This window comes from Pseudomonas sp. F01002, from assembly GCF_004402115.1.
GTDB classification, from domain to species: domain Bacteria; phylum Pseudomonadota; class Gammaproteobacteria; order Pseudomonadales; family Pseudomonadaceae; genus Aquipseudomonas; species Aquipseudomonas frigoris.
Genome location: NZ_SOPU01000018.1, coordinates 354997 through 376213, shown reverse-complemented (window position 1 = coordinate 376213; position 21217 = coordinate 354997). Strand labels below are relative to the sequence as shown.

16 protein-coding genes and 1 pseudogene are annotated in these 21217 nt (G+C 59.3%); 10 read left to right on the top strand and 7 right to left on the bottom strand.

Features of this window, described 5'->3' with window-relative positions:
- Positions 1–16 precede the first annotated feature (16 nt).
- The 5 genes from E3W21_RS15545 to gcvH all read left to right on the top strand — a co-directional run bounded on the left by E3W21_RS15545 (position 17) and on the right by gcvH (position 5892).
- The gene (locus tag E3W21_RS15545) at positions 17–1234 is read left to right on the top strand and encodes a 2-octaprenyl-3-methyl-6-methoxy-1,4-benzoquinol hydroxylase (protein ID WP_166793838.1); all 1218 of its coding nucleotides are present in this window, start codon (positions 17–19) and stop codon (positions 1232–1234) included.
- 221 nt (positions 1235–1455) lie between these two features.
- Positions 1456–2460, top strand: coding sequence for an extracellular solute-binding protein (locus tag E3W21_RS15540; protein ID WP_129440151.1), 1005 nt, complete (start codon positions 1456–1458; stop codon positions 2458–2460).
- A 142-nt stretch (positions 2461–2602) separates the two neighbouring features.
- Positions 2603–4219, top strand: coding sequence for an iron ABC transporter permease (locus E3W21_RS15535; protein ID WP_134420821.1), 1617 nt, complete (start codon positions 2603–2605; stop codon positions 4217–4219).
- Positions 4220–4375: 156 nt separating this feature from the next.
- A complete protein-coding gene (gene gcvT, locus E3W21_RS15530) occupies positions 4376–5458 on the top strand; it encodes a glycine cleavage system aminomethyltransferase GcvT (RefSeq protein WP_134420819.1) in 1083 nt (360 codons plus the stop codon).
- A 50-nt stretch (positions 5459–5508) separates the two neighbouring features.
- Positions 5509–5892: a glycine cleavage system protein GcvH gene (gcvH, locus tag E3W21_RS15525; protein WP_111448365.1), complete on the top strand. Its 384-nt coding sequence runs from the start codon at positions 5509–5511 to the stop codon at positions 5890–5892.
- Between the two features lie 129 nt (positions 5893–6021).
- On the opposite strand, the gene E3W21_RS15520 is transcribed toward gcvH, so the two are convergent.
- A complete protein-coding gene (locus E3W21_RS15520; protein ID WP_134420817.1) occupies positions 6022–7161 on the bottom strand; it encodes a DegT/DnrJ/EryC1/StrS aminotransferase family protein in 1140 nt (379 codons plus the stop codon).
- A 141-nt stretch (positions 7162–7302) separates the two neighbouring features.
- Between E3W21_RS15520 and gcvP the strand changes: the two genes are divergently transcribed.
- Complete coding sequence (gene gcvP / locus E3W21_RS15515) at positions 7303–10176, top strand: aminomethyl-transferring glycine dehydrogenase (RefSeq protein ID WP_134420815.1); 2874 nt, start codon at positions 7303–7305, stop codon at positions 10174–10176.
- Between the two features lie 67 nt (positions 10177–10243).
- Here the strand turns inward: gcvP and E3W21_RS15510 are convergent, their stop codons facing one another.
- From E3W21_RS15510 to E3W21_RS15495, 4 genes are all read right to left on the bottom strand, one after another.
- Positions 10244–10909, bottom strand: coding sequence for an outer membrane protein (locus tag E3W21_RS15510; RefSeq protein ID WP_129440162.1), 666 nt, complete (start codon positions 10907–10909; stop codon positions 10244–10246).
- Between the two features lie 213 nt (positions 10910–11122).
- Entirely contained in the window at positions 11123–11440 is a 318-nt protein-coding gene (locus E3W21_RS15505; protein ID WP_134420813.1) for a DUF2388 domain-containing protein, read from the bottom strand.
- Positions 11441–11513: 73 nt separating this feature from the next.
- On the bottom strand, positions 11514–13298 hold the full coding sequence (locus E3W21_RS15500) for a GspE/PulE family protein (protein WP_134420811.1): 1785 nt from the start codon (positions 13296–13298) through the stop codon (positions 11514–11516).
- Between the two features lie 90 nt (positions 13299–13388).
- Entirely contained in the window at positions 13389–13727 is a 339-nt protein-coding gene (locus E3W21_RS15495; protein ID WP_134420809.1) for a hypothetical protein, read from the bottom strand.
- Between the two features lie 126 nt (positions 13728–13853).
- Between E3W21_RS15495 and E3W21_RS15490 the strand changes: the two genes are divergently transcribed.
- Positions 13854–14318 carry an Lrp/AsnC family transcriptional regulator gene (locus tag E3W21_RS15490; protein WP_046045137.1) on the top strand — a complete coding sequence of 155 codons (465 nt, stop codon included), beginning with the start codon at positions 13854–13856 and terminating at the stop codon, positions 14316–14318.
- Positions 14319–14433: 115 nt separating this feature from the next.
- Here the strand turns inward: E3W21_RS15490 and E3W21_RS15485 are convergent, their stop codons facing one another.
- Complete coding sequence (locus E3W21_RS15485) at positions 14434–15801, bottom strand: inorganic triphosphatase (protein ID WP_129440168.1); 1368 nt, start codon at positions 15799–15801, stop codon at positions 14434–14436.
- A gap of 156 nt (positions 15802–15957) precedes the next feature.
- Between E3W21_RS15485 and argE the strand changes: the two genes are divergently transcribed.
- Positions 15958–17127, top strand: coding sequence for an acetylornithine deacetylase (argE, locus tag E3W21_RS15480; protein WP_134420807.1), 1170 nt, complete (start codon positions 15958–15960; stop codon positions 17125–17127).
- Between the two features lie 266 nt (positions 17128–17393).
- Entirely contained in the window at positions 17394–18692 is a 1299-nt protein-coding gene (gene argA / locus E3W21_RS15475) for an amino-acid N-acetyltransferase (protein ID WP_134420805.1), read from the top strand.
- Between the two features lie 111 nt (positions 18693–18803).
- On the opposite strand, the pseudogene tauA reads toward argA, so the two are convergent.
- A pseudogene (gene tauA / locus E3W21_RS15470) lies at positions 18804–19524 on the bottom strand (taurine ABC transporter substrate-binding protein).
- A 350-nt stretch (positions 19525–19874) separates the two neighbouring features.
- On the opposite strand from tauA, the gene E3W21_RS15465 reads away from it, so the two are divergent.
- Positions 19875–21203 (top strand): OprD family porin, encoded by a 1329-nt coding sequence (locus tag E3W21_RS15465; protein WP_134420803.1) that lies wholly within the window; start codon positions 19875–19877, stop codon positions 21201–21203.
- The last annotated feature ends 14 nt before the right edge of the window (positions 21204–21217 follow it).

Genomic DNA, 21217 nt, shown 5'->3' with positions numbered 1-21217 from the left:
GGCTTAAAGCATGGAAATGCGCGCAGATCTGCTGATTGTCGGGGCCGGAATGGTCGGCAGTGCCCTGGCGCTGGCGTTGCAGGACAGCGGGCTGGAAGTCCTGCTGCTGGACGGTAGCCCGATGAGCGTCAAACCCTTCGATGCCCAGGCTTCGTTCGAGCCGCGAGTGAGCGCCTTATCGACTGCCAGCCAGCGGATTCTCGAACGTCTGGGCGTCTGGGACGGCATCGCCAATCGGCGCAGCAGCCCTTACACCGACATGCACGTTTGGGACGGCAGCGGCACCGGGCAGATTCATTTCTCGGCGGCCAGTGTGCATGCCGATGTGCTGGGGCATATCGTCGAGAACCGCGTGGTCCAGGACGCCTTGCTCGACCGTTTGCACGACTGCGACCTTGGAATGTTGGCCAACGCGCGCCTGGAGCAAATGCGTCGCTCCGGCGACGACTGGCTGCTGACCCTGGCCGATGGCCGCACCTTGCGCGCACCTTTGGTGATCGCAGCGGATGGCGCTAATTCCGCCGTTCGGCGTCTGACCGGTATGGCGACGCGCGAGTGGGACTACATGCACCACGCGATCGTCACCAGCGTGCGCAGCGCCAAGCCTCATCAAATGACTGCCTGGCAGCGTTTCACCGACAACGGTCCGCTGGCGTTTCTGCCGCTGGAGCGTGACGGTCAGCAGGATTGGTGTTCGATCGTCTGGTCGACCACCCCGAGCGAAGCCGAACGCCTGATGGCGCTGGATGACGAAGGTTTCTGCAAAGAGCTGGAGCGGGCCTTCGAAGGCCGACTGGGCTCGGTGCTCAGCGCCGACCCGCGTCTGTGCGTGCCGTTGCGGCAGCGTCATGCCAAGCGTTATGTGGCTGAAGGATTGGCGTTGATCGGTGATGCGGCCCACACCATTCACCCATTGGCCGGGCAGGGCGTGAACCTTGGTTTTCTCGATGCCGCCGTGCTGGCCGAAGTGCTGTTGCAAGCGGCCACGCGTGGCGAGCGCCTGGCAGATGTGAAAGTGCTCAGCCGTTACGAACGTCGGCGCATGCCCCACAACCTGGCGTTGATGGCGGCGATGGAAGGCTTCGAGCGTCTGTTCCAGGCCGATCCGTTGCCGGTGCGCTGGTTGCGCAATGCCGGGTTGAAGATGGTCGACCAAATGCCCGAAGCCAAGGCGCTGTTCGTGCGTGAAGCGCTGGGATTGATCGGGGATCTACCGGCACTCGCCAAGGCCTGAGATTTTCATTGCGGCAGATGGCCTCTTCGCGAGCAAGCCCGCTCCCACATGGGAATTCATTTCAACTGTGGGAGCGGGCTTGCTCGCGAAGACGTCGGTACATCCACCACACATTCCAACTTGTGCAACATCTGGTAACTCCTCCGCAAACTGTTCGATTGAGAACCTAAATGTGAGTCCATATCATTTGGCTTCAATTTTTCAATCGAGAGATCGCTCCCATGTTGGTACCGAAGCGTCTACTGACCGCACTCGCCTTGACCGTGATTGGCAGCACCGCAGCCCAGGCCGCTGACGAGGTGGTGGTTTACTCCTCGCGTATCGACGAGCTGATCAAACCGGTCTTCGATGCCTACACCGCGAAAACCGGCGTGCAGGTGAAGTTCATCACCGACAAGGAAGCGCCGCTGATGCAGCGGATCAAGGCCGAGGGCGAGAACGCCACCGCGGATCTGCTGCTGACCGTCGATGCCGGCAACCTCTGGCAGGCCGAGCAAATGGGCATCCTGCAACCGTTCACTTCCAAGGTGATCGACGCCAACATCCCGCTGCAATACCGCTCATCCGCCCATGCCTGGACTGGCTTGAGCCTGCGGGCGAGGACCATCGCTTACTCCACCGATCGGGTGAAACCCGGTGAGTTGACCACCTACGAAGGTCTGGCCGACAAGAACTGGGAAGGTCGCCTGTGCCTGCGCACAGCGAAGAAGGTCTACAACCAGTCACTGACTGCCACCATGATCGAAGTCCATGGCGCCGACAAAACCGAGAAGATTCTCAAGGGCTGGGTGAGTAACCTGTCCACCGACGTATTCTCGGATGACATCGCGGTGCTGGAGGCCATCAACGCGGGTCAATGCGACGTCGGTATCGTCAACACGTACTACTACGGCCGTCTGCACAAGCAGAAGCCTGACCTGGCGGTGAAGTTGTTCTGGCCGAACCAGAGCGACCGTGGCGTGCACGTGAACCTGTCGGGTATCGGCCTGACCAAACATGCTCCGCACCCGGAAGCGGCCAAGGCCTTGGTGGAATGGATGACCACACCTGAAGCGCAGAAGATCTTTGCTGACGTGAACCAGGAATTCCCGGCCAACCCTGCGGTTCAGCCTTCTGCAGAAGTGGCGAGCTGGGGCAAGTTTGTCGCCGATACCTTGCCTGTGGAAATTGCCGGCAAGCGTCAGGCTGAAGCGATTCGCATGATGGATCGGGCGGGCTGGAACTGACGCTGCACCTTTAAAGATCAAAAGATCGCAGCCTGCGGCAGCTCCTACATTGGGATGATGTACACCCGATAGGAGCTGCCGCAGGCTGCGATCTTTTTGCGTATGACGCACATTTCGCTGATTTTCCTCAGAGAGCTTTTCCTTGGCCCACCCCGCCCAACGCCGCTGGTATCCCCTGGTCTTCGCCATCGCTGCGCTGGTCCTGCTGCCACTCAGCGTTTTGCTGTTGTCCTGGCAAACCATCGATCATCAGATCTGGTCCCACCTCTGGGATACCCAGATGCCGCGCCTGCTGGGCAATACCCTGACCCTGGTACTCGGTGTCGGTATCGGCGTGACGCTTTTGGGCGTGAGCCTCGCCTGGCTCACCAGCCTCTGCGAATTCCCCGGTCGGCGTTGGCTGGACTGGGCGCTCATGCTGCCATTCGCCATTCCCGCCTACGTGCTGGCATTCGTCTTCGTCGGCCTGTTGGATTTCGCAGGCCCCGTGCAAACCCTGTTGCGTGAATGGTTCGGCTCGGGCTTGAGGCTGCCGCGCGTGCGCTCCACTGGCGGCGTGGTTCTGGTGCTGGTGCTGGTCTTCTATCCCTATGTTTATCTGTTGGCGCGAACTGCGTTCCTGGCGCAGGGCAAAGGCTTGATGGAAGCGGCGCGAGTCTTGGGGCAATCCCCGTGGCAAGCGTTCTGGCGAGTCGCTTTGCCCATGGCGCGCCCGGCCATCGGTGCTGGCGTGGCGCTGGCGCTGATGGAAACGCTGGCGGATTTCGGTGCGGTGTCGGTGTTCAACTTCGACACGTTCACGACCGCCATCTACAAGACCTGGTACGGATTTTTCAGCCTCTCCACCGCCGCGCAACTGGCCAGCCTGTTGCTGCTGGTGGTGATGGTTGTGCTGTACGGCGAGCGCCGTGCTCGCGGGGCCAACCGGGCGAGCAACGAACGGCCACGGGTCAAGGCGCTGTATCACCTGCACGGTTTCAAAGCGCTGGCGGCCATGAGTTGGTGCGGTTTGGTGTTCGCCTGCGCTTTCGTCATTCCAGTGCTTCAACTGGTGGTGTGGTTCTGGCAGCGCGGGCGTTTCGATCTGGATGAACGTTACGCGGGGCTAATCGTCCATACCTTGTACCTGGGCGGCATGGCGGCGCTGATCACCGTCAGTGTTGCTTTAGTGCTGGCGTTTGCCCGGCGTCTGGCTCCGACCCGAGCGATCCGCACCGGCATCAGCCTGGCCAACCTCGGCTACGCCTTGCCAGGTTCGGTGCTGGCGGTGTCGATCATGCTGGCGTTCAGTTACCTGGACCGCGAACTGGTAATCCCGTTGTCGGGTTGGCTGGGGGGCGCCGGCAAGCCATTGTTGCTGGGCAGCCTCTCGGCGTTGTTGCTGGCGTATCTGGTGCGCTTCATCGCGGTGGCTTATGGGCCGCTGGAAAGCAGTCTGGCGCGAATACGGCCATCTTTGCCCGAAGCGGCACGTAGCCTTGGCGTCAGTGGGCCACGACTGTTTTTCAAAGTGTATCTGCCGTTATTGCTGCCAGGAACGTTGAGCGCTGCGTTGCTGGTGTTCGTCGATGTGCTCAAGGAAATGCCCGCGACCCTTCTGATGCGCCCGTTTGGCTGGGACACGCTGGCGGTGCGCATCTTCGAAATGACCAGCGAAGGCGAGTGGGCGAGGGCCTCTTTGCCGGCCTTGACTCTGGTTTTGGTCGGCCTGCTACCGGTCATCGGATTGATTCGACGTTCAGCGCATCGAAACGCCTAGGTGCCAGTCCTACACCTTGAGGCTACAATGCGCGGCATTCGGTGCGGTCCGTCCTACGGATCAGGTAGCTGAAATCGGCTGAAAGCCTTCTATTTCAAGGCTTTCACCCCGTGCAGCACCGGCCCGCACCTTCGCCACGCCCGGAAGGAGAAACCCATGGGACAGCGCACGCCTCTGTATGACCTTCATCTCGCCCTCGGCGCGAAGATGGTCGATTTTGGCGGTTGGGATATGCCTTTGCATTACGGCTCGCAGGTCGAGGAACACCATCAGGTGCGTCGCGATTGCGGGGTTTTCGATGTATCCCACATGACCGTGATCGATGTCAGCGGCCCTCAGGCCAAGGCCTGGCTCCAGCATTTGCTGGCCAATGACGTCGAACGTCTGCACAGCCCTGGCCGTGCCTTGTACAGCACCATGCTCAACGAGCGCGGCGGCATCGTCGACGACATGATCGTCTACCGTCTCGACGAAGGTTATCGGCTGGTGGTCAACGCCTCCACCCGTAATCAGGACCTCGCCTGGATGCAGGCTCACCTCGATGGTTTCAAGGTGCAGCTCAACGAACGCTCCGAGTTGGCGATGCTTGCCATTCAAGGTCCTCAGGCCCGGCACAAAATCTCCGAACTGGTGACCCAGTCCCGCGGCAACCTGATTCAGATGCTCAAGCCTTTTGAAGGCCAGCCCGACGGTGACTGGTTCATCGCGCGCACGGGTTACACCGGCGAAGATGGCCTGGAAATCGTTCTGCCGGCCAGTCAAGCGCCAGGATTCTTCAACGATCTGGTGGGCGCAGGCATCTCGCCGATCGGCCTCGGGGCGCGCGATACTCTGCGGGTCGAAGCCGGCATGAACCTCTACGGTCAGGACATTCATCAAGACGTATCACCACTGGCCTCCAACATGGCCTGGAGCATTGCCTGGGAACCGGCTACTCGCCAGTTCATCGGTCGCAGCGCTCTTGAAGCCGAACGGGCGGGTGGCGTGCAGCACAAACTGGTCGGTCTGGTCCTTGAGGAGCGTGGGGTTTTGCGCGCTCATCAAGTGGTCCGCATCGCCAATGTTGGCGAAGGGGAGATCACCAGTGGTAGTTTCTCTCCTACGCTTAGCAAGTCGATAGCACTGGCGCGCGTGCCGATGGCGACAGCCGACCGCGCAGAAGTGGAAATCCGTGGCAAGTGGTACCCGGTCCGAGTGGTCAAACCGACCTTCGTACGCCATGGCAAAACCTTGATCTAACCTTTTCTGGCGGGCAACGACCGCTGACAATTCTCTTGAGGACACAGAACATGAGCGATATTCCTGCCGACCTGCGTTTTGCCGAAAGTCATGAGTGGGCCCGTCTCGAAGCCGATGGCAGCGTCACCGTGGGCATCAGCGATCACGCTCAGGAAGCCTTGGGCGACGTGGTGTTCGTTGAGCTGACCGAAGTCGGAACAGTCTTTGCTGCCGGTGATCAATCCGGTGTGGTGGAGTCGGTTAAAGCCGCTTCGGACATCTACTCCCCGGTTGCCGGTGAAGTGATTGCCATCAACGAAGAACTGAGCGCTAACCCTGAGTTGCTCAACTCCGACCCGTACGGCGCCTGGATCTTCAAGCTCAAGCCAAGCAACGCGGCTGACCTGGACAAGCTGCTCGACGCAGCAGGCTACAAAGCCGCTATCGGCGAGTAATCTTCGTCCTGCGAAATCCATGTGGGAGCGGCGGTGCGACGATTCGACTTGCTCGCGAAGGCGGTGTATCAGTCAACATTCATTTCGACTGATACACCGCCTTCGCGAGCAAGCCCGCTCCCACAGGTTTTATGGCTTTAGAACGGCTTTCACCGCCGCCACCGAACGCTCAACATCCGCTTTGTTCATGGCGGTAAACATCGGCAGTGAAACAATCAGGCGACCGACCCGCTCGGCGACCGGAAACATCCCTTCCTTAAACCCGCGCTCGCGATAAAGACTCAGCAGGTGGATCGGCGGGTAGTGATAGCCGATACCAACCCCCAGTGCCTGCATCTGCTCCATGAAGGTAGCCCGCGCCGGTTGGCCATCCTTACGCTCTGGCAGCACCAGCTGAAACAAATGCCAGTTGCTGTTCTCGAAATCCGCCGGGGGTAGTTGAGCCCCATACAACGCTTCGAAATCCTCGCCAAAACAAGCGAAATAGTGCCTGGCCAGTTCACGGCGATGAGCAGTGATTGCTTCGATGTGAGCAAACTGCCCCAGACCGATGGCCGCCGCTACATCGGTCATGTTGAACTTGCCGCCCAGCACATCGACATCCAGACCATCGAAGCCGCTGCGGGTGACGCCCTGTAAACGGTACTTTTGCCCCAGTCGCACTTCCTCGGCATTGTTCAATACAAGGCAACCGCCCTCTGACGAGGTGACGTTTTTGTTCGCCTGGAAACTGAAGGACACGAAATCGCCGGTCGAGCCAATGCGCTGGCCGTTCCAGCTCGAACCCAAGGCTTGCGCGGCGTCTTCGACAATCCGCAACCCGTGTTTTTTGGCGATCGCATACAACCGGCTCATGTCCACCGGCAAACCGGCGAGGTACACCGGAATGATCGCTTTGGTGCGCGGGGTGATTGCCGCTTCCAGCTGATCCAGGTTGATGTTGCGGGTAATCGGGTCGATGTCGGCAAACACCGGCGTGGCGCCGACTTCCAGAATGACGTTGGCGGTGGCCACCCAGGAAATCGGCGTGGTGATCACTTCATCGCCCGGTCCGACCCCGGCAATGCGCAGGGCGATTTCCATGGTGCAGGTGCCGGAATTGAAAGTGAGTACCGGGCGCCCGCCAAAAAACTCCGAGAGTTGTTGTTCAAAGGCCTGGACCTTGGGGCCGCTGGTAATCCAGCCCGAGCGCAACACGTCGCCAACAGCGGCAATCGTGGCTTCGTCGATGGTGGGTTTGGAGAACGGCAGCAAAGGCAGTTGGCTCATAAATACAGTTACCTGATCAGCGGACATTGGGCACATGCCGAGCATGATGATCCGCAATGGCCGTTGGCGCCAGGTATCGACTGCTATGCTGGTTTGACCGTGTTGCATCGACGTTGAGCGCCAGTCAAGAGAGAGCCCGTCATGTCCCAGTTGCCGTCCTTGAGCCAGTTACGCGACTCCAATGCCTTCCTTCGCCGCCACCTCGGGCCCGATGCCGCCGAGCAACAGGCGATGCTCGACAGCCTCGGCCTCGGCAGCCGGGTCGAGTTGATCGAGCAGACGGTGCCGCCAGGAATCCGCCTGAACAGGCCGCTCGACCTGCCACCCGCGCTCGACGAAGAAGCCGCACTGGCCAAACTGCGCGGTTACGCCGAGCAAAACCAGGTCTGGACCAGCCTGATCGGCATGGGTTACCACGGCACCCTCACACCGACCGTCATTGTGCGCAACGTGCTGGAAAATCCCGGTTGGTACACCGCGTACACGCCGTATCAACCAGAGATCGCCCAAGGGCGGCTCGAAGCGCTGCTGAACTTCCAGCAATTGACCATCGACCTCACCGGCCTGGAACTGGCCAACGCCTCGCTGCTGGACGAAGCGACGGCGGCGGCAGAAGCCATGGCACTGGCCAAGCGTGTCGCCAAGTCCAGAAGCAATCTGTTCTTCGTCGACGAAAACTGTCATCCGCAGACCATTTCCGTGGTACAGACCCGAGCAGAAGGATTCGGCTTCGAGCTCATCATCGACACTGTGGATAACTTGAAACAGCACCAGGTGTTCGGCGCGCTCCTGCAATATCCCGACACCCACGGTGAGATCCGCGATCTTCGTCCCTTGATCGATCATCTGCATGCTCAGCAAGCCTTGGCATGTGTCGCCACCGACCTGCTGAGTCTGTTGTTACTGACGCCGCCGGGGGAATTGGGCGCCGACGTGGTGTTCGGTTCATCCCAGCGTTTCGGCGTGCCCATGGGTTACGGTGGGCCTCACGCGGCGTTTTTTGCCAGTCGCGATGAGTACAAACGGGCGATTCCCGGACGGATCATCGGCGTGTCGAAGGACGCTCGCGGCAACATAGCCCTGCGCATGGCCCTGCAAACCCGCGAGCAACATATCCGCCGGGAGAAAGCTAACTCGAACATTTGCACCGCGCAGGTGCTGCTGGCCAACATTGCCAGTTTTTATGCGGTCTACCACGGTCCGGAAGGGCTCAAACGCATTGCCCAACGCGTCCATCGGCTGACGAGCATCCTCGCCGCTGGCCTGGAGCGCCACGGCATCACCCGCCTCAACACACACTTTTTCGACACGCTGACGCTGGAGGTCGGTGGCACTCAGACGGCAATCATCGAAAGTGCCAAGGCTGCACAGATCAACCTGCGCATTCTCGGGCGCGGGCAGTTGGGGCTGAGCCTCGACGAAACCTCTGACGAATCCACCGTCGCGAAGTTGTTTGATGTGTTCCTCGGTTCTGATCATGGGCTCAACGTCGACGAACTGGACGCTGAAACCCTTGCTTGCGGCATTCCCGCAGGTCTGCTGCGTACCTCGCCTTATCTGCGTCACCCGGTGTTCAGCGCCCATCACAGCGAAACCGAGATGCTGCGCTACCTCAAGCAACTGGAGAACAAGGACCTGGCGCTCAATCAATCGATGATCCCGCTGGGCTCCTGCACCATGAAGCTCAATGCCACCAGCGAGATGATCCCGATCACGTGGCCGCAGTTCGCCAACCTGCACCCGTTTGTGCCGAAAGAGCAGGCGGTGGGTTATTCGCTGATGATCGAAGAACTGGAGCGCTGGCTCTGCGCTATCACCGGTTTCGACGCGATCTGTATGCAGCCCAACTCCGGGGCCCAAGGCGAGTACGCCGGGTTGCTGGCGATTCGTAAATATCACGAGAGTCGTCATGAGGGCGCGCGGGATATCTGCCTGATCCCGTCCTCGGCCCACGGCACCAACCCTGCTTCGGCGCAGATGGCCGGGATGCGCGTGGTGATCGTCGAATGCGACGAGGCGGGCAACGTTGATCTGGATGACCTCAAAGGCAAAGCCGCAGAGGCCGGAGACAAACTCGCCTGCCTGATGGCGACGTATCCTTCGACCCACGGCGTGTACGAGGAAGGCATCAGCGAAATCTGCGAAGTTATCCACAGCCACGGCGGCCAGGTGTACATGGATGGCGCCAACCTCAACGCCCAGGTCGGACTGGCGCGCCCGGCGGACATTGGTGCCGACGTGTCCCACATGAACCTGCACAAGACCTTCTGCATTCCACATGGTGGCGGCGGGCCGGGCATGGGGCCGATTGGGGTGCGGGCGCATCTGGCGCCGTTCGTTGCCAACCATCCGGTGGTGCCGATCGACGGACCGCTGGCGCAGAACGGCGCAGTCAGCGCGGCGCCTTGGGGCAGTGCGAGCATCCTGCCGATCAGCTGGATGTACATCGCAATGATGGGGCCACAACTGGCGGATGCCAGTGAGGTGGCGATCCTCGCCGCGAATTACCTGGCGCAGCACTTGTCCGGGGCGTTTCCGGTGCTTTACTCCGGGCGCAACGAGCGTGTGGCTCACGAATGCATTCTTGACCTGCGGCCACTCAAGGCGCTGACCGGGATCAGCGAGGAGGACGTCGCCAAGCGGCTGATGGACTATGGCTTCCATGCACCGACCATGTCGTTTCCGGTGCCGGGGACATTGATGGTTGAACCGACCGAAAGTGAATCGAAGGCAGAGCTGGACCGGTTTATCGGGGCGATGCTGAGTATTCGCGCGGAAATCACCGAGGTGCAGAACGGCAACTGGCCAGCCGATGACAACCCGCTGAAACGCTCACCGCATACCCTGGCGGACATCACCGGGGTTTGGGAGCGGTCCTACAGCATCGAGCAGGCGGTGACGCCGGATGCTCACACCAAGGCGCACAAGTACTGGCCGGTGGTGAACCGGGTGGACAATGTCTATGGTGACCGCAATCTGTTTTGCGCTTGCGTGCCGGTGGATGATTACCGCTGACACACCGTTTTGTATTCGGGCAAAAAAAATGCCGCTCATTGAGAGCGGCATTTTTTTGAGTCATGAATCAGAACGACATCCGCGCTTCAACGTAAAGATTCTGTTCTCGAAGCTTGCCCTTTAGTTGTTCGTCCCGCGCATTGATGCGGTTGGTGAAGGTGTTATAGCCGGTTTCAACCTTACCCATGTCGACATAGCGGTAGCCGGTGCCGACGGTAATTTGCCGGGTCAGTTTGAGGTCTGCACCGACGCCCAAGTTGTAGGCGAAATTGTTTTGGGTATTGTTGGCAAATCGACGTGAAGGGTTGGACTGGTAGCCTTCGGAATTGATATGGGCCACGCCTGCGCCGGCCATGGCGTACAGCGATAGGCTTTGGGTCAAGGGGAAGTCCTTATAGGCATTGAACATCAGGCGCTTGGATGAGACCTGCATGTTGTTAACGTTAGCGTTGAATGGCGCCCAGTAACTCTTGAACTCCGAGTCCTGCTTGATGGTGTACTCGCTTTCCAGGCGCCAGCCACCTATGAACTCATAGCCGAGCGCAACGGAACCGCCGACATCTTTGTTGCGCTCCGGACTGACGATACGGTTGTTCACCCTGGGACTTGTGAGCAGGGTGTCGGCAAGTTCTTGCTGGACGCTCTGGATTTTTATCGAGCCGTACAGGCCTTCGGCTTGGGAAACGTGACTGTAGGCGGCCAGCAGAAGTAAAGATAAGACTGGTTTTTTCATGTGAGTCGATTCGCTTGTGGGGGTAATCCGAATCGACAAAGTTTGAGTTCGTACGTCTGGCGCTCATATCAGAGCTTTCATCAGTAGGTCGGTGAAAACTCGACTGCATGTCAGCGTTTTGGCGTTAGCCTACGTAGGAAATAGCTGTGCAATTTCTCTGGTTCAAAAAAATGCCGCTCATTGAGAGCGGCATTTTTTATTCAGCAACAACGCTTATTCCGAAGCGACGGCATTCTTCGCCAGGATCGCGTTCGCCAGTTCCATGTCCGTGGCCTGCAGGCCAGGGTTGTCGGCGCGGACTTTCTGCATCGCGGCCTCCAGGTATGGACCGCGAATGCCGCCGTCACTGGCGACAAAGCTGCCAGCATCGTCCTGGGCGGCGATGATCAGCTTGTGATCCTTGAAGGTCAGGTAGGTCGAACCGGTAGTCGCACCGGACGAGATGACGTTACGCCAAAAGCTATCGGCCATCGCCGAACCGACAGGAAGGGACAACAAGGCGATGGTAGCGACAGCAAGTTTGAGACGCATATTGGGTGACTCCACTGGGTTAACTACGGCGTTGGATTGCCAATCCCCCAATCGAGTTCCATGACGGCCGCGCCTACTTTTGTTCGCTCTGCGGCGTTACTCGCAGCACCTCCTCGATCGTCGTTAAACCTGCCGCCACTTTCTGCGCCCCTGACAACCGCAAACTGCGCATGCCTTCCTTGAACGCCTGACGCCGCACGGCCAGTAAATCGGTGTCGGGGTTGATCAGTGCTTTGACGCCGTCCGTCAGCTGCATGATTTCATAGACCCCGGCGCGGCCGCGGTAACCGGTATCACGGCATTCCAGGCAACCGATGGCGCGATGTGCGTTGTTCGGCAACGGTGCCTGCCAGGGCCGGGTCAAGGTTTGCCAGTCTTCTTCACCCAGCGTCAGCGGCGCCTTGCAATGCGGGCATAAGGTGCGGACCAGGCGCTGGGCCATGACGCCGAGTACCGTGGCTTTGATCAGGTAATGCGGCACACCCAGTTCCAGCAAGCGGCTGATCGCGCTCGGCGCATCGTTGGTGTGCAGCGTCGACAGCACCAAGTGGCCAGTGAGCGCGGCCTGGATCGCCATTTCAGCGGTTTCCAGATCACGGATCTCACCGATCATGATGATGTCCGGATCCTGTCGCATCAGCGCGCGCACACCGGCGGCGAAGGTCAGGTCGATGTTGTGTTGGACCTGCATCTGGTTGAACGCCGGCTCGACCATTTCGATCGGGTCTTCGATGGTGCAGAGGTTGACCTCCGGCGTCGCCAGTTTCTTTAGCGTGGTGTACAGCGTGGTGGTCTTGCCGGAACCGGTCGGGCCGGTGACCAGAATGATGCCGTTGGGCTGGCTCGTCATGTCTTGCCAGCGGCGCAGGTCTTCGGCGGAGAAGCCCAGCTGATCAAAGTCCTTGAGCAGTACCTCCGGGTCGAAGATCCGCATGACCATTTTTTCACCGAATGCGGTAGGCAATGTCGACAGCCGCAGCTCGACTTCGCCACCGTCCGGGGTTTTGGTCTTGACCCGGCCATCCTGGGGTTTGCGTTTTTCCGCGACGTTCATCCGCCCGAGGCTTTTCAGGCGGCTGACGATGGCCATGGTCACTTGCGGTGGGAATTGATAGACGTTGTGCAGCACGCCGTCGATGCGAAAGCGCACCGTGCCTTGTTCGCGCCGGGGTTCGATGTGGATATCGCTGGCCCGTTGCTGGAACGCGTACTGGAACAACCAGTCGACGATGTTGACGATGTGCGCGTCGTTGGCGTCCGGCTCCTGGTCGCTGGCGCCGAGGTTGAGCAGCTGCTCGAAATTGCCCAGGGTGTTCATCTGCTGATCGGCGTTGGTCGCGCCGCTGACCGATTTGGCCAGGCGGAAAAACTCCACGCTGAAGCGCTGGATGTCGACCGGGTTGGCGACCACACGCTTGATCGGCAGTTTCAGCACATGGGTCAGGTCGGCTTCCCAGCCGGTGACGTAGGGCTGGGCGCTGGCCACGGTGACGGCGTCGCGGTCGATAGACACCGCAAGAATCTTGTGGCGCTGGGCGAAGGCGTAGGACATCAGCGGCGTAATCGCTGCAACGTTGATTTTCAGCGGGTCGATACGCAGATAAGGCTGACCGGCCTGCTGTGACAGCCACAGGGTCAGGCTTTCCAGGTCGAGTTGTTTACCGGGACGGCTAAGGTCGTCCAGGTGTTGGCTGGCGATGAATTCCAGCGGGTGCATCTGGCTATTGGCAGCGTGACGGCGTCGGGCATTGAGCGCGTGCTCGGCCGAGTCCTGGCTGATAAAGCCTTGGGCGACCAGTTCACGCAGCAAATCATTGAGATCCAGCCAGCGGTCCTGAATGGCAAGTTGAACGGACATGCGGGCTCCTCATGAACAACAGTTCGCAAAGGATAGTCGCGGAGCCGCAGACCGTTGGGCCACTACCCGACGAAGCCGTGTCGAGTTTTTTCAGCCCGCCGCCTGAGCCGGTTCATTCCATACGCAATCAACCACTTGCAGATCAACCGAACAGACGCTGATCAGGTTACGAAATTTTTCCGCGATCACTTGGGCACGGTGCCAGCTCAGGCCGTCTATCACGATGTCGATCGACAGCAGATCGTCCATCCGCTGCACGTTGACCTGTTGCGGCGTCAGAAACTGCAAAGCGAACAGGTTGAGCGCCCGGCACAGCAGGTCCGGTTCGGCCTCGGCCAACAGTTGGTAATGAACACGGCAGTGGGCGTTGCTGACGTTCCAGACATCGGCGCGGGTGTGCGGGGTGTTCACGGCTTCTAGATGCGGCATGGTCGGTCTCCAAAATCACTGGAGGAATTTTTACATTCGGTGCCGGGCATTTCTTATCTATGATTGGGCTTATTGGCGATTGTTTGAATTGCTTGATTCGGTAAGTTATCAATTAAAGGTTTTTTTATGCATAGCGAGCTGGATGGCTACGACCGCAAGATTCTGGCGTTGCTGCAAGAGGACGCTTCGCTCTCCAGCGCGCAGATCGCCGAGCAGGTGGGGCTTTCGCAATCGCCGTGCTGGCGGCGGATACAGCGGATGAAGGAGGAGGGGATTATTCGGGGGCAGGTGACGCTGCTTGATAGGAAAAAAATCGGGCTTAACACGCAGATCTTCGCTGAAATCAAACTCAACGCTCACGGGCGTTCGAACTTCACCGAGTTCACCGAGGCGATTCGCGGTTTTCCCGAAGTGCTGGAGTGTTATGTGCTGATGGGGTCGGTGGATTTCTTGCTGAGGATTGTTACGGCGGACATTGAGGCGTACGAACGGTTCTTCTTCGAGAAGCTGTCGATGGTGCCGGGGATTCAAGAGGTGAACTCGATCGTGGCGTTATCGGAAATCAAATCCACGACGAGTTTGCCGGTCTGATGTTTTTGCGGTGGATGTGCAGGCCTCATCGCGAGCAAGCTCGCTCCCACAGTTAACCGAGTTGTCTGAATGGACGCGGTCTAATGTGGGGGCGAGCTTGCTCGCGATGGCGGTATTACATACGCAGCAGCATCTTCCACGCACGATTCTGATACACCGCAATCGCCTGCTGCTTGCGCGCATCCAGCGATTCATCGGTGATCGGCTCGTTCGCCAATTGAGCAAGCTGTTTCAGCTCACCGTACAAGCGATCCATTTCCGGGATGTCCAGCACGCTGCGGGCGTGGTGCAGCCAAGCCTGGATGCGCTCGATGCGCGGCAGTTGCTCGGCCAGGTCTTCCGGTTGTTGCTGGTAACGCTGCAGTTGCAGGGAAGTCGCTTCTTCACCCAGCAAACGCGGCAGCCAGCTACCCAATTGCGCAGCGCCCTGGCGATTGCCGCGGACGTTGCGATCGGCAGCCCAGGTGCGGGCCAGCAACCAGCGCGAAGTGTTCAGCGAGAACAGGCCCCAACGCGGGTCTTCCAGTTCTTCGAGGAACTGCTCCGGCGCGGCTTTGCGTACGTCTTCGTCGTCGACACCGGCTTGCACCAGCGGACGCCAGTCTTCGAGCAAGGCATCCAGCGCGACGCGCAGGTCGTGCGTCGACTGACGCGGTGCGGCTTGACCCAGGCTGCTCAGCAGCGCGCGCAACTCAGCCAGGTTTTCGACCCAGTCCAGCAACAGGCGCCAGTGACCATTGAAGCGATACTGCTCGGCGAGACGCTGGCTGCTGCTCAGCAAGTGCCAGCTCAGCGCGGCAAAAGCGTCGTCCAGCGGGGTTTCGGCGGTGATCTGTGGCGCCGGCAGGCTCAACGAGTAGCTGTTGGCGTCGTACAGGCGATAACCGCGCTCGGCCTTGCTGATGTCACATGGCATCAGGGCCAGGGTCGCGGCCAGTTCGGCGGCCAGTTCCAGCAGGGCGGCCGGCTCGCCTTCGCGCAGTTCAAGTTCCAGCTCGCAGATTTCTTCTTTCTGCTTGCCCACGATCACGTGACCCAGATCCAGTGCGGCTTCGATGACCACTTTGGTCTTGCCACGGCCCCAGGCGATTTCAGCGCGTTCGCGGACGAAATCGGTGGTGAAGATCGGCTTCAGGGTTTTCTTGTCCAGCTCGGCCAACTCTTCAGGCCAGCATTCGCCGTCGAGTTTCTTCACGTCGAGCTTGGCTTTGGGCAGGTTCCAGTCGTATTCGTTACGCTCGGACAAACCGGCGACGCTCTGGCCGCGGGTCTTGAGGGTCTGAATCACTTCTTCACCATCGCGGCGCAGGCGCAGGGCAACCTTGGCGCGGGCCAGGTCGCGCTCAGGCGTGTCGAAGTACTGGTTCATCAACTCACGGCGTTCCCAGCCACTTTTGTTGCGTTTTTTCAGGAGCGGGTGCTCGCGCAGGGCAGCGAGGGTTTCTCGGCTGACGCGGAGTTTGATTTCGGTTTCTTTCTGCATGGCCGGAAAATCCAGGATCGGGAGCGCAGCCGGGGGAATGTGTGGCTGCCAAGGTCGTGCAGTGTACAGGACTCACAAGTCCTACGCGCCGCGGCGGTTTATTCCTGTCGCCAGATGGTTCTATGATGGGGTTCAAGTCGGGAGTTGGAGTCAGCGATGCTTTTGCCGTCCATGAAAGATCAATTCGCTGCGCTGATCGCTGCGCCGTCCGTCAGCTGTACGCAGGCCAGCCTCGATCAATCCAACCGTCCAGTGATTGACCTGTTGGCAACGTGGCTCGGTGATTTGGGTTTTGCCTGTGATATCCAGCAGGTCAGCCCCGGCAAATTCAACCTGCTGGCCAGTTTTGGTTCCGGCCCCGGTGGCTTGGTGCTGGCCGGTCACAGCGACACGGTGCCGTTCGATGGCGCGTTGTGGCAAACCGATCCGCTGAAGCTGACCGAAGTCGACGGCCGCTGGGTCGGGCTGGGCAGTTGCGACATGAAGGGATTTTTCGCGCTGGCGATCGAAGCCGTCATACCTCTGCTCGATCAGCCGTTCAAGCAACCGTTGTTGATCCTTGCTACCTGTGATGAAGAAAGCTCAATGTCCGGTGCTCGCGCCTTGGCCGAAGCCGGGCGGCCGCTGGGTCGTGCGGCGGTGATCGGCGAGCCGACCGGGCTCAAGCCGATCCGCATGCACAAAGGCATCATGATGGAGCGCATCGACATCCTCGGTCAGAGCGGCCACTCCTCGGATCCGCGCCTCGGCCACAGCGCCCTCGAAGCCATGCACGATGCCATCGGTGAACTGCGTGGTTTGCGCCTGTTGTGGCAGCGTGAATTCCGTAATCCACAGTTCAGCGTGCCGACGCCGACCCTGAACTTCGGCTGCATCCATGGCGGCGATAACCCCAACCGTATTTGCGGCCAGTGTTCGCTGGAGTTTGATCTACGCCCGTTGCCGGGCATGGACCCTAACGCCCTGCGCGCGGAGATTCTGCAGAAGCTCAAGCCCATTGCCGAGTGGCATCAGGTGAAGATCGATTACGCGCCGCTGTTTCCTGAAGTGCCGCCGTTCGAGCAAGCCGAGGATGCAGAATTGGTCCGGGTCGCGGAAAAGCTCACCGGCCATCGTGCCGAAGCAGTGGCGTTCGGCACCGAAGCGCCTTATCTTCAGCGTCTTGGCTGCGAAACACTGGTGCTCGGCCCTGGCGACATCGCCTGTGCGCACCAACCGGGGGAATACCTCGAAATGTCACGTTTGCAGCCTACGGTGCATCTATTACGTCAACTGATTGAATATTACTGCCTGACACCGGCCAAAACGCCAATGCCAGTCAATTGAGCACAAATCCATGTGGGAGCGGGCTTGCTCGCGAAGGCGGTGTGTCAGACACATCAGATGCGACTGACACACCGCCTTCGCGAGCAAGCCCGCTCCCGCAGGGTCTGTGCTATGACAGACATGTCGGTTAAATTACCAATGTCCCAACCCGTATTCATGAGGAGAGCGCGCGTGTCGCCAAGCCTGTTCCGACGATAACCATCAGCCCGCTGTGCGTTTTCTGTTTCGCCCATTTTTTGGCTGCTATTTATTACAGGCCCAGGTTCATGCCCGAATACGTTAATTGGCTTCGTCATGCTTCGCCTTACATCAACGCCCACCGCGATTGCACCTTCGTCGTCATGCTGCCCGGCGACGGCGTGGAGCACCCGAACTTCGGCAATATCGTCCACGACCTGGTGCTGTTGCACAGCCTGGGCGTGCGACTGGTGCTGGTTCACGGTTCCCGTCCGCAAATTGAAACCCGCCTCGCTGCGCGCGGCCTGACCCCGCATTACCACCACGGGATGCGCATCACCGATGCCGCGACGCTGGAGTGTGTGATCGATGCGGTTGGCCAGCTGCGTATCGCCATCGAAGCGCGGCTGTCCATGGACATGGCTTCATCGCCGATGCAGGGCTCGCGTCTGCGGGTGGCTAGCGGCAACCTGGTAACCGCGCGGCCGATTGGCGTGCTGGAAGGCGTCGACTATCACCACACCGGCGAAGTGCGTCGGGTTGACCGCAAGGGCATCAATCGCCTGCTGGATGAGCGTTCCATCGTGCTGTTGTCGCCACTGGGTTACTCGCCGACCGGTGAGATTTTCAACCTCGCCTGCGAAGACGTCGCCACCCGCGCCGCCATCGATCTGGGGGCGGACAAACTGCTGTTGTTCGGCGCCGACCTGGGTCTGATCGATGAACACGGTCGTCTGGTTCGTGAGTTGCGTCCGCAACAAGTGCCGGCGCATCTGCAGCGTCTGGGCAGCAACTATCAGGCTGAGCTGTTGGATGCGGCCGCTGAGGCCTGCCGCGGCGGTGTGGCTCGCAGTCATATCGTCAGCTACGCCGAAGACGGCGCGCTGCTGACCGAACTGTTCACCCGTGACGGTGGCGGTACTCTGGTGGCCCAGGAGCAGTTCGAGGTTGTGCGCGAAGCGGCGATCGAAGATGTCGGTGGTTTGCTGGATTTGATCAGCCCACTGGAAGAGCAGGGCATTCTGGTGCGGCGTTCCCGCGAGGTGCTGGAGCGTGAGATCGAGCAGTTCAGTGTGGTCGAGCGCGAAGGCATGATCATCGCCTGTGCGGCGCTGTATCAGATTGCTGATTCGGATGCGGGGGAGTTGGCGTGTCTGGCGGTGAACCCGGAATACCGCCATGGCGGTCGTGGTGATGAGTTGCTGGAGCGCATCGAAACCCGCGCCCGGGCGCAGGGGCTGAAAACCTTGTTCGTACTGACGACCCGGACCGCTCACTGGTTTCGCGAGCGTGGGTTTGTGCCGAGCAGCGTAGAGCGTCTGCCGTCGGCGCGGGCGTCGCTGTACAACTATCAGCGTAATTCGAAGATCTTCGAAAAAACCTTGTAACCGCAGGGCCCCCATCGCGAGCAAGCTCGCTCCCACAGTGGTTTTGTAAACGCCAAAGATCCCTGTGGGAGCGAGCTTGCTCGCGATCGGCTGCGCAGCAGCCGTCAGCAATCATTGGGTGACAAACTTCGCACTGACATACGGCGAATAATCCGGCAGCACCGTCTCGACCTTCCCTTGTTCCTTCAAGAACTTCGCCGTCTCACCAATCGCTTTGGCCGTGCCGCCGTCCAGCAGCGCGGTGGTCTGTTGGGCTTTAGCATCCGGGAACGTGGAACCGGCCAGCAACTCCGGCACATCGACGGCGTTGGCACCGGTCAGTTTGGCGATTTTCTGCACCGGTACCGAGTCAGCGGTCCAGCTGTCTTTATGCGCGGCATAGTCGGCGAACGAGTCCAGCGTGACCTTGGCGAATTTGGCCACAACCTCTGGGTGCTTCTCGGCGTAATCCTTGCGCGCGACCAAGACTTCGATGCCGCTGCCGTTGCGTACCACGAGGGCTTCAGCGGCGTTGATCTGGGCTGAAACGATGAACGCGACAACGCGGCAGATTGCGCGAAGCAGCCGCCGCCAGCGGACTGGAGCCGAGGTTGCCAATCTGCACGTCACCGGAAGCAATGGCCGTAACCACTTCCGGGCCGCTATTGAAACGACGTCAGTCAATTTTCTGGCCTATGGTCTTCTCGTACAGTCCATCTGCCTGGGGGACCTTGCTGGGGTCGATACCGGTTTGATAACCGACCGTGAGGTTCGCCGCGTGAGCGCTAAAAGATATTATTAGTGATACACAAACTGTAACAATTGGACCGGATAGTGCGCGTTTGGTCGTCATGGCGCTGCCTTTCGATAGGGATTGATCGTGAATTGCATCAAAGCTAATCGATCTAAAAAAAGGCTAATAAATACCATTTAGGAATTAGCTTATGAGCCGGTGCCCGTGTCCCGGCTCAAGGGGTAGTGCGGAGCTAAATTCCTAAACGGTATGAAAAAGAATTGGATAATTCTTTTTGGGTTTATGGCCCGGCAAGGAATGAATTTACTGGGGATTAGACTATGGTCGTAGACACACAAAGTTACGATTGACTTGTGAGTCACGGTCTGGCGCTAATCGCGCATCTTAGGATCCCGGGCATACGACCCAGGGCCAGGAACACAAGAATTAGAAACGAGAGGAGTGAAACAATGAACAAGTCCACCTTGGCTCTGGCCGTGGCCGTCGGGGTTTTGGCGCAGCAGGCAGGCGCCGCGGGTTTCATCGAAGACAGCAAGGCTTCCGTCAGTTCTCGCACCATGTATTTCAACAACGATAACCGTGACGGCGGTGCGGATCAGAGAGAGACTGCTGAAGGCCTGAAATTCGACTATCTGTCCGGTTTTACCCAAGGCACTGTCGGCTTCGGTATCGACGCCCAAGCCCTCGTCGGTATCCATCTGGACGGCGGCAAAGGTCACCACCCAGCCAACAACAACACGTTCTTCCCAAGCGACAGCGATGGTTCGGCTGTGGACGAATGGAGCCGCGCGGCGGCCAACGTCAAGGCACGCTTCTCGAAGACCGAAGCCCACCTGGGTGGTGCTCTGCAGCCGAACATGCCGATCCTGGTAGCGAACGACAGCCGCCTGCTGCCACAGACCTTTGACGGTGGCACCATCACCTCGAAGGAAATCGACAACTTGACCCTCAACGCGGGTCAGTTGGAGCACTCGGCGGGTCGTGCATCTTCAAACTCCACCGGCCTGGCCGTGGCTGGCGGTACTCATGACAGCAACCAGTTCCGTTACGCTGGTGCTGACTGGAAGGTCACCAAGGACCTGACCCTGCAGTACTACCACTCGAACTTGAAGGATTACTACAAACAGGATTTCCTGGGCCTGATTCACGTTTTCCCGATCAACGCCAACCAGTCCTTCAAGACAGACCTGCGCTATTTTGACAGCAGCTCCGACGGTAAGAACGGCGATCCGGGTTATTTCTTCAGTAACAACGGTGGTTATGCCAAGAACAAAAATGAGGTCGATAACAAGACCTGGAGCGCCATGTTCACCTACACCCTGGGTGGCAACGCCTTCCTGCTTGGTCATCAGCGCGTTAACGATGACGGCGGTTTCGTTTACTTGAACCAGGGCAACGTAGTTGATGGCAATGGTCATGCGGAAGGGAATGGTGGCACGAGCTTCTACCTATTCACCGATGCCATGATCAACGGTTTTGTCCGTGCCGGTGAAAACACCACCTTCGGTCAATACAGCTTCGACTTCGCCGCGCTGGGTGTTCCTGGCCTGAAAACCTCGATCGCTTACCTGCATGGCGACAACATCAAGTCCGCCACTGGCGGCAGCGATATGTCCGAGTGGGAGCGTGACATGCGGATCGACTACACCATCCAGCAGGGCGCTCTTAAAGGTTTCGGCGTAACGCTGCGTAATGGCGTCTACCGTGGCAGCGAAACCAACATCGCTGATCAAGACCAGACCCGTCTGATCTTCAACTACACCTACAGCTTCTTGTAATAGCCGTCAGAAAA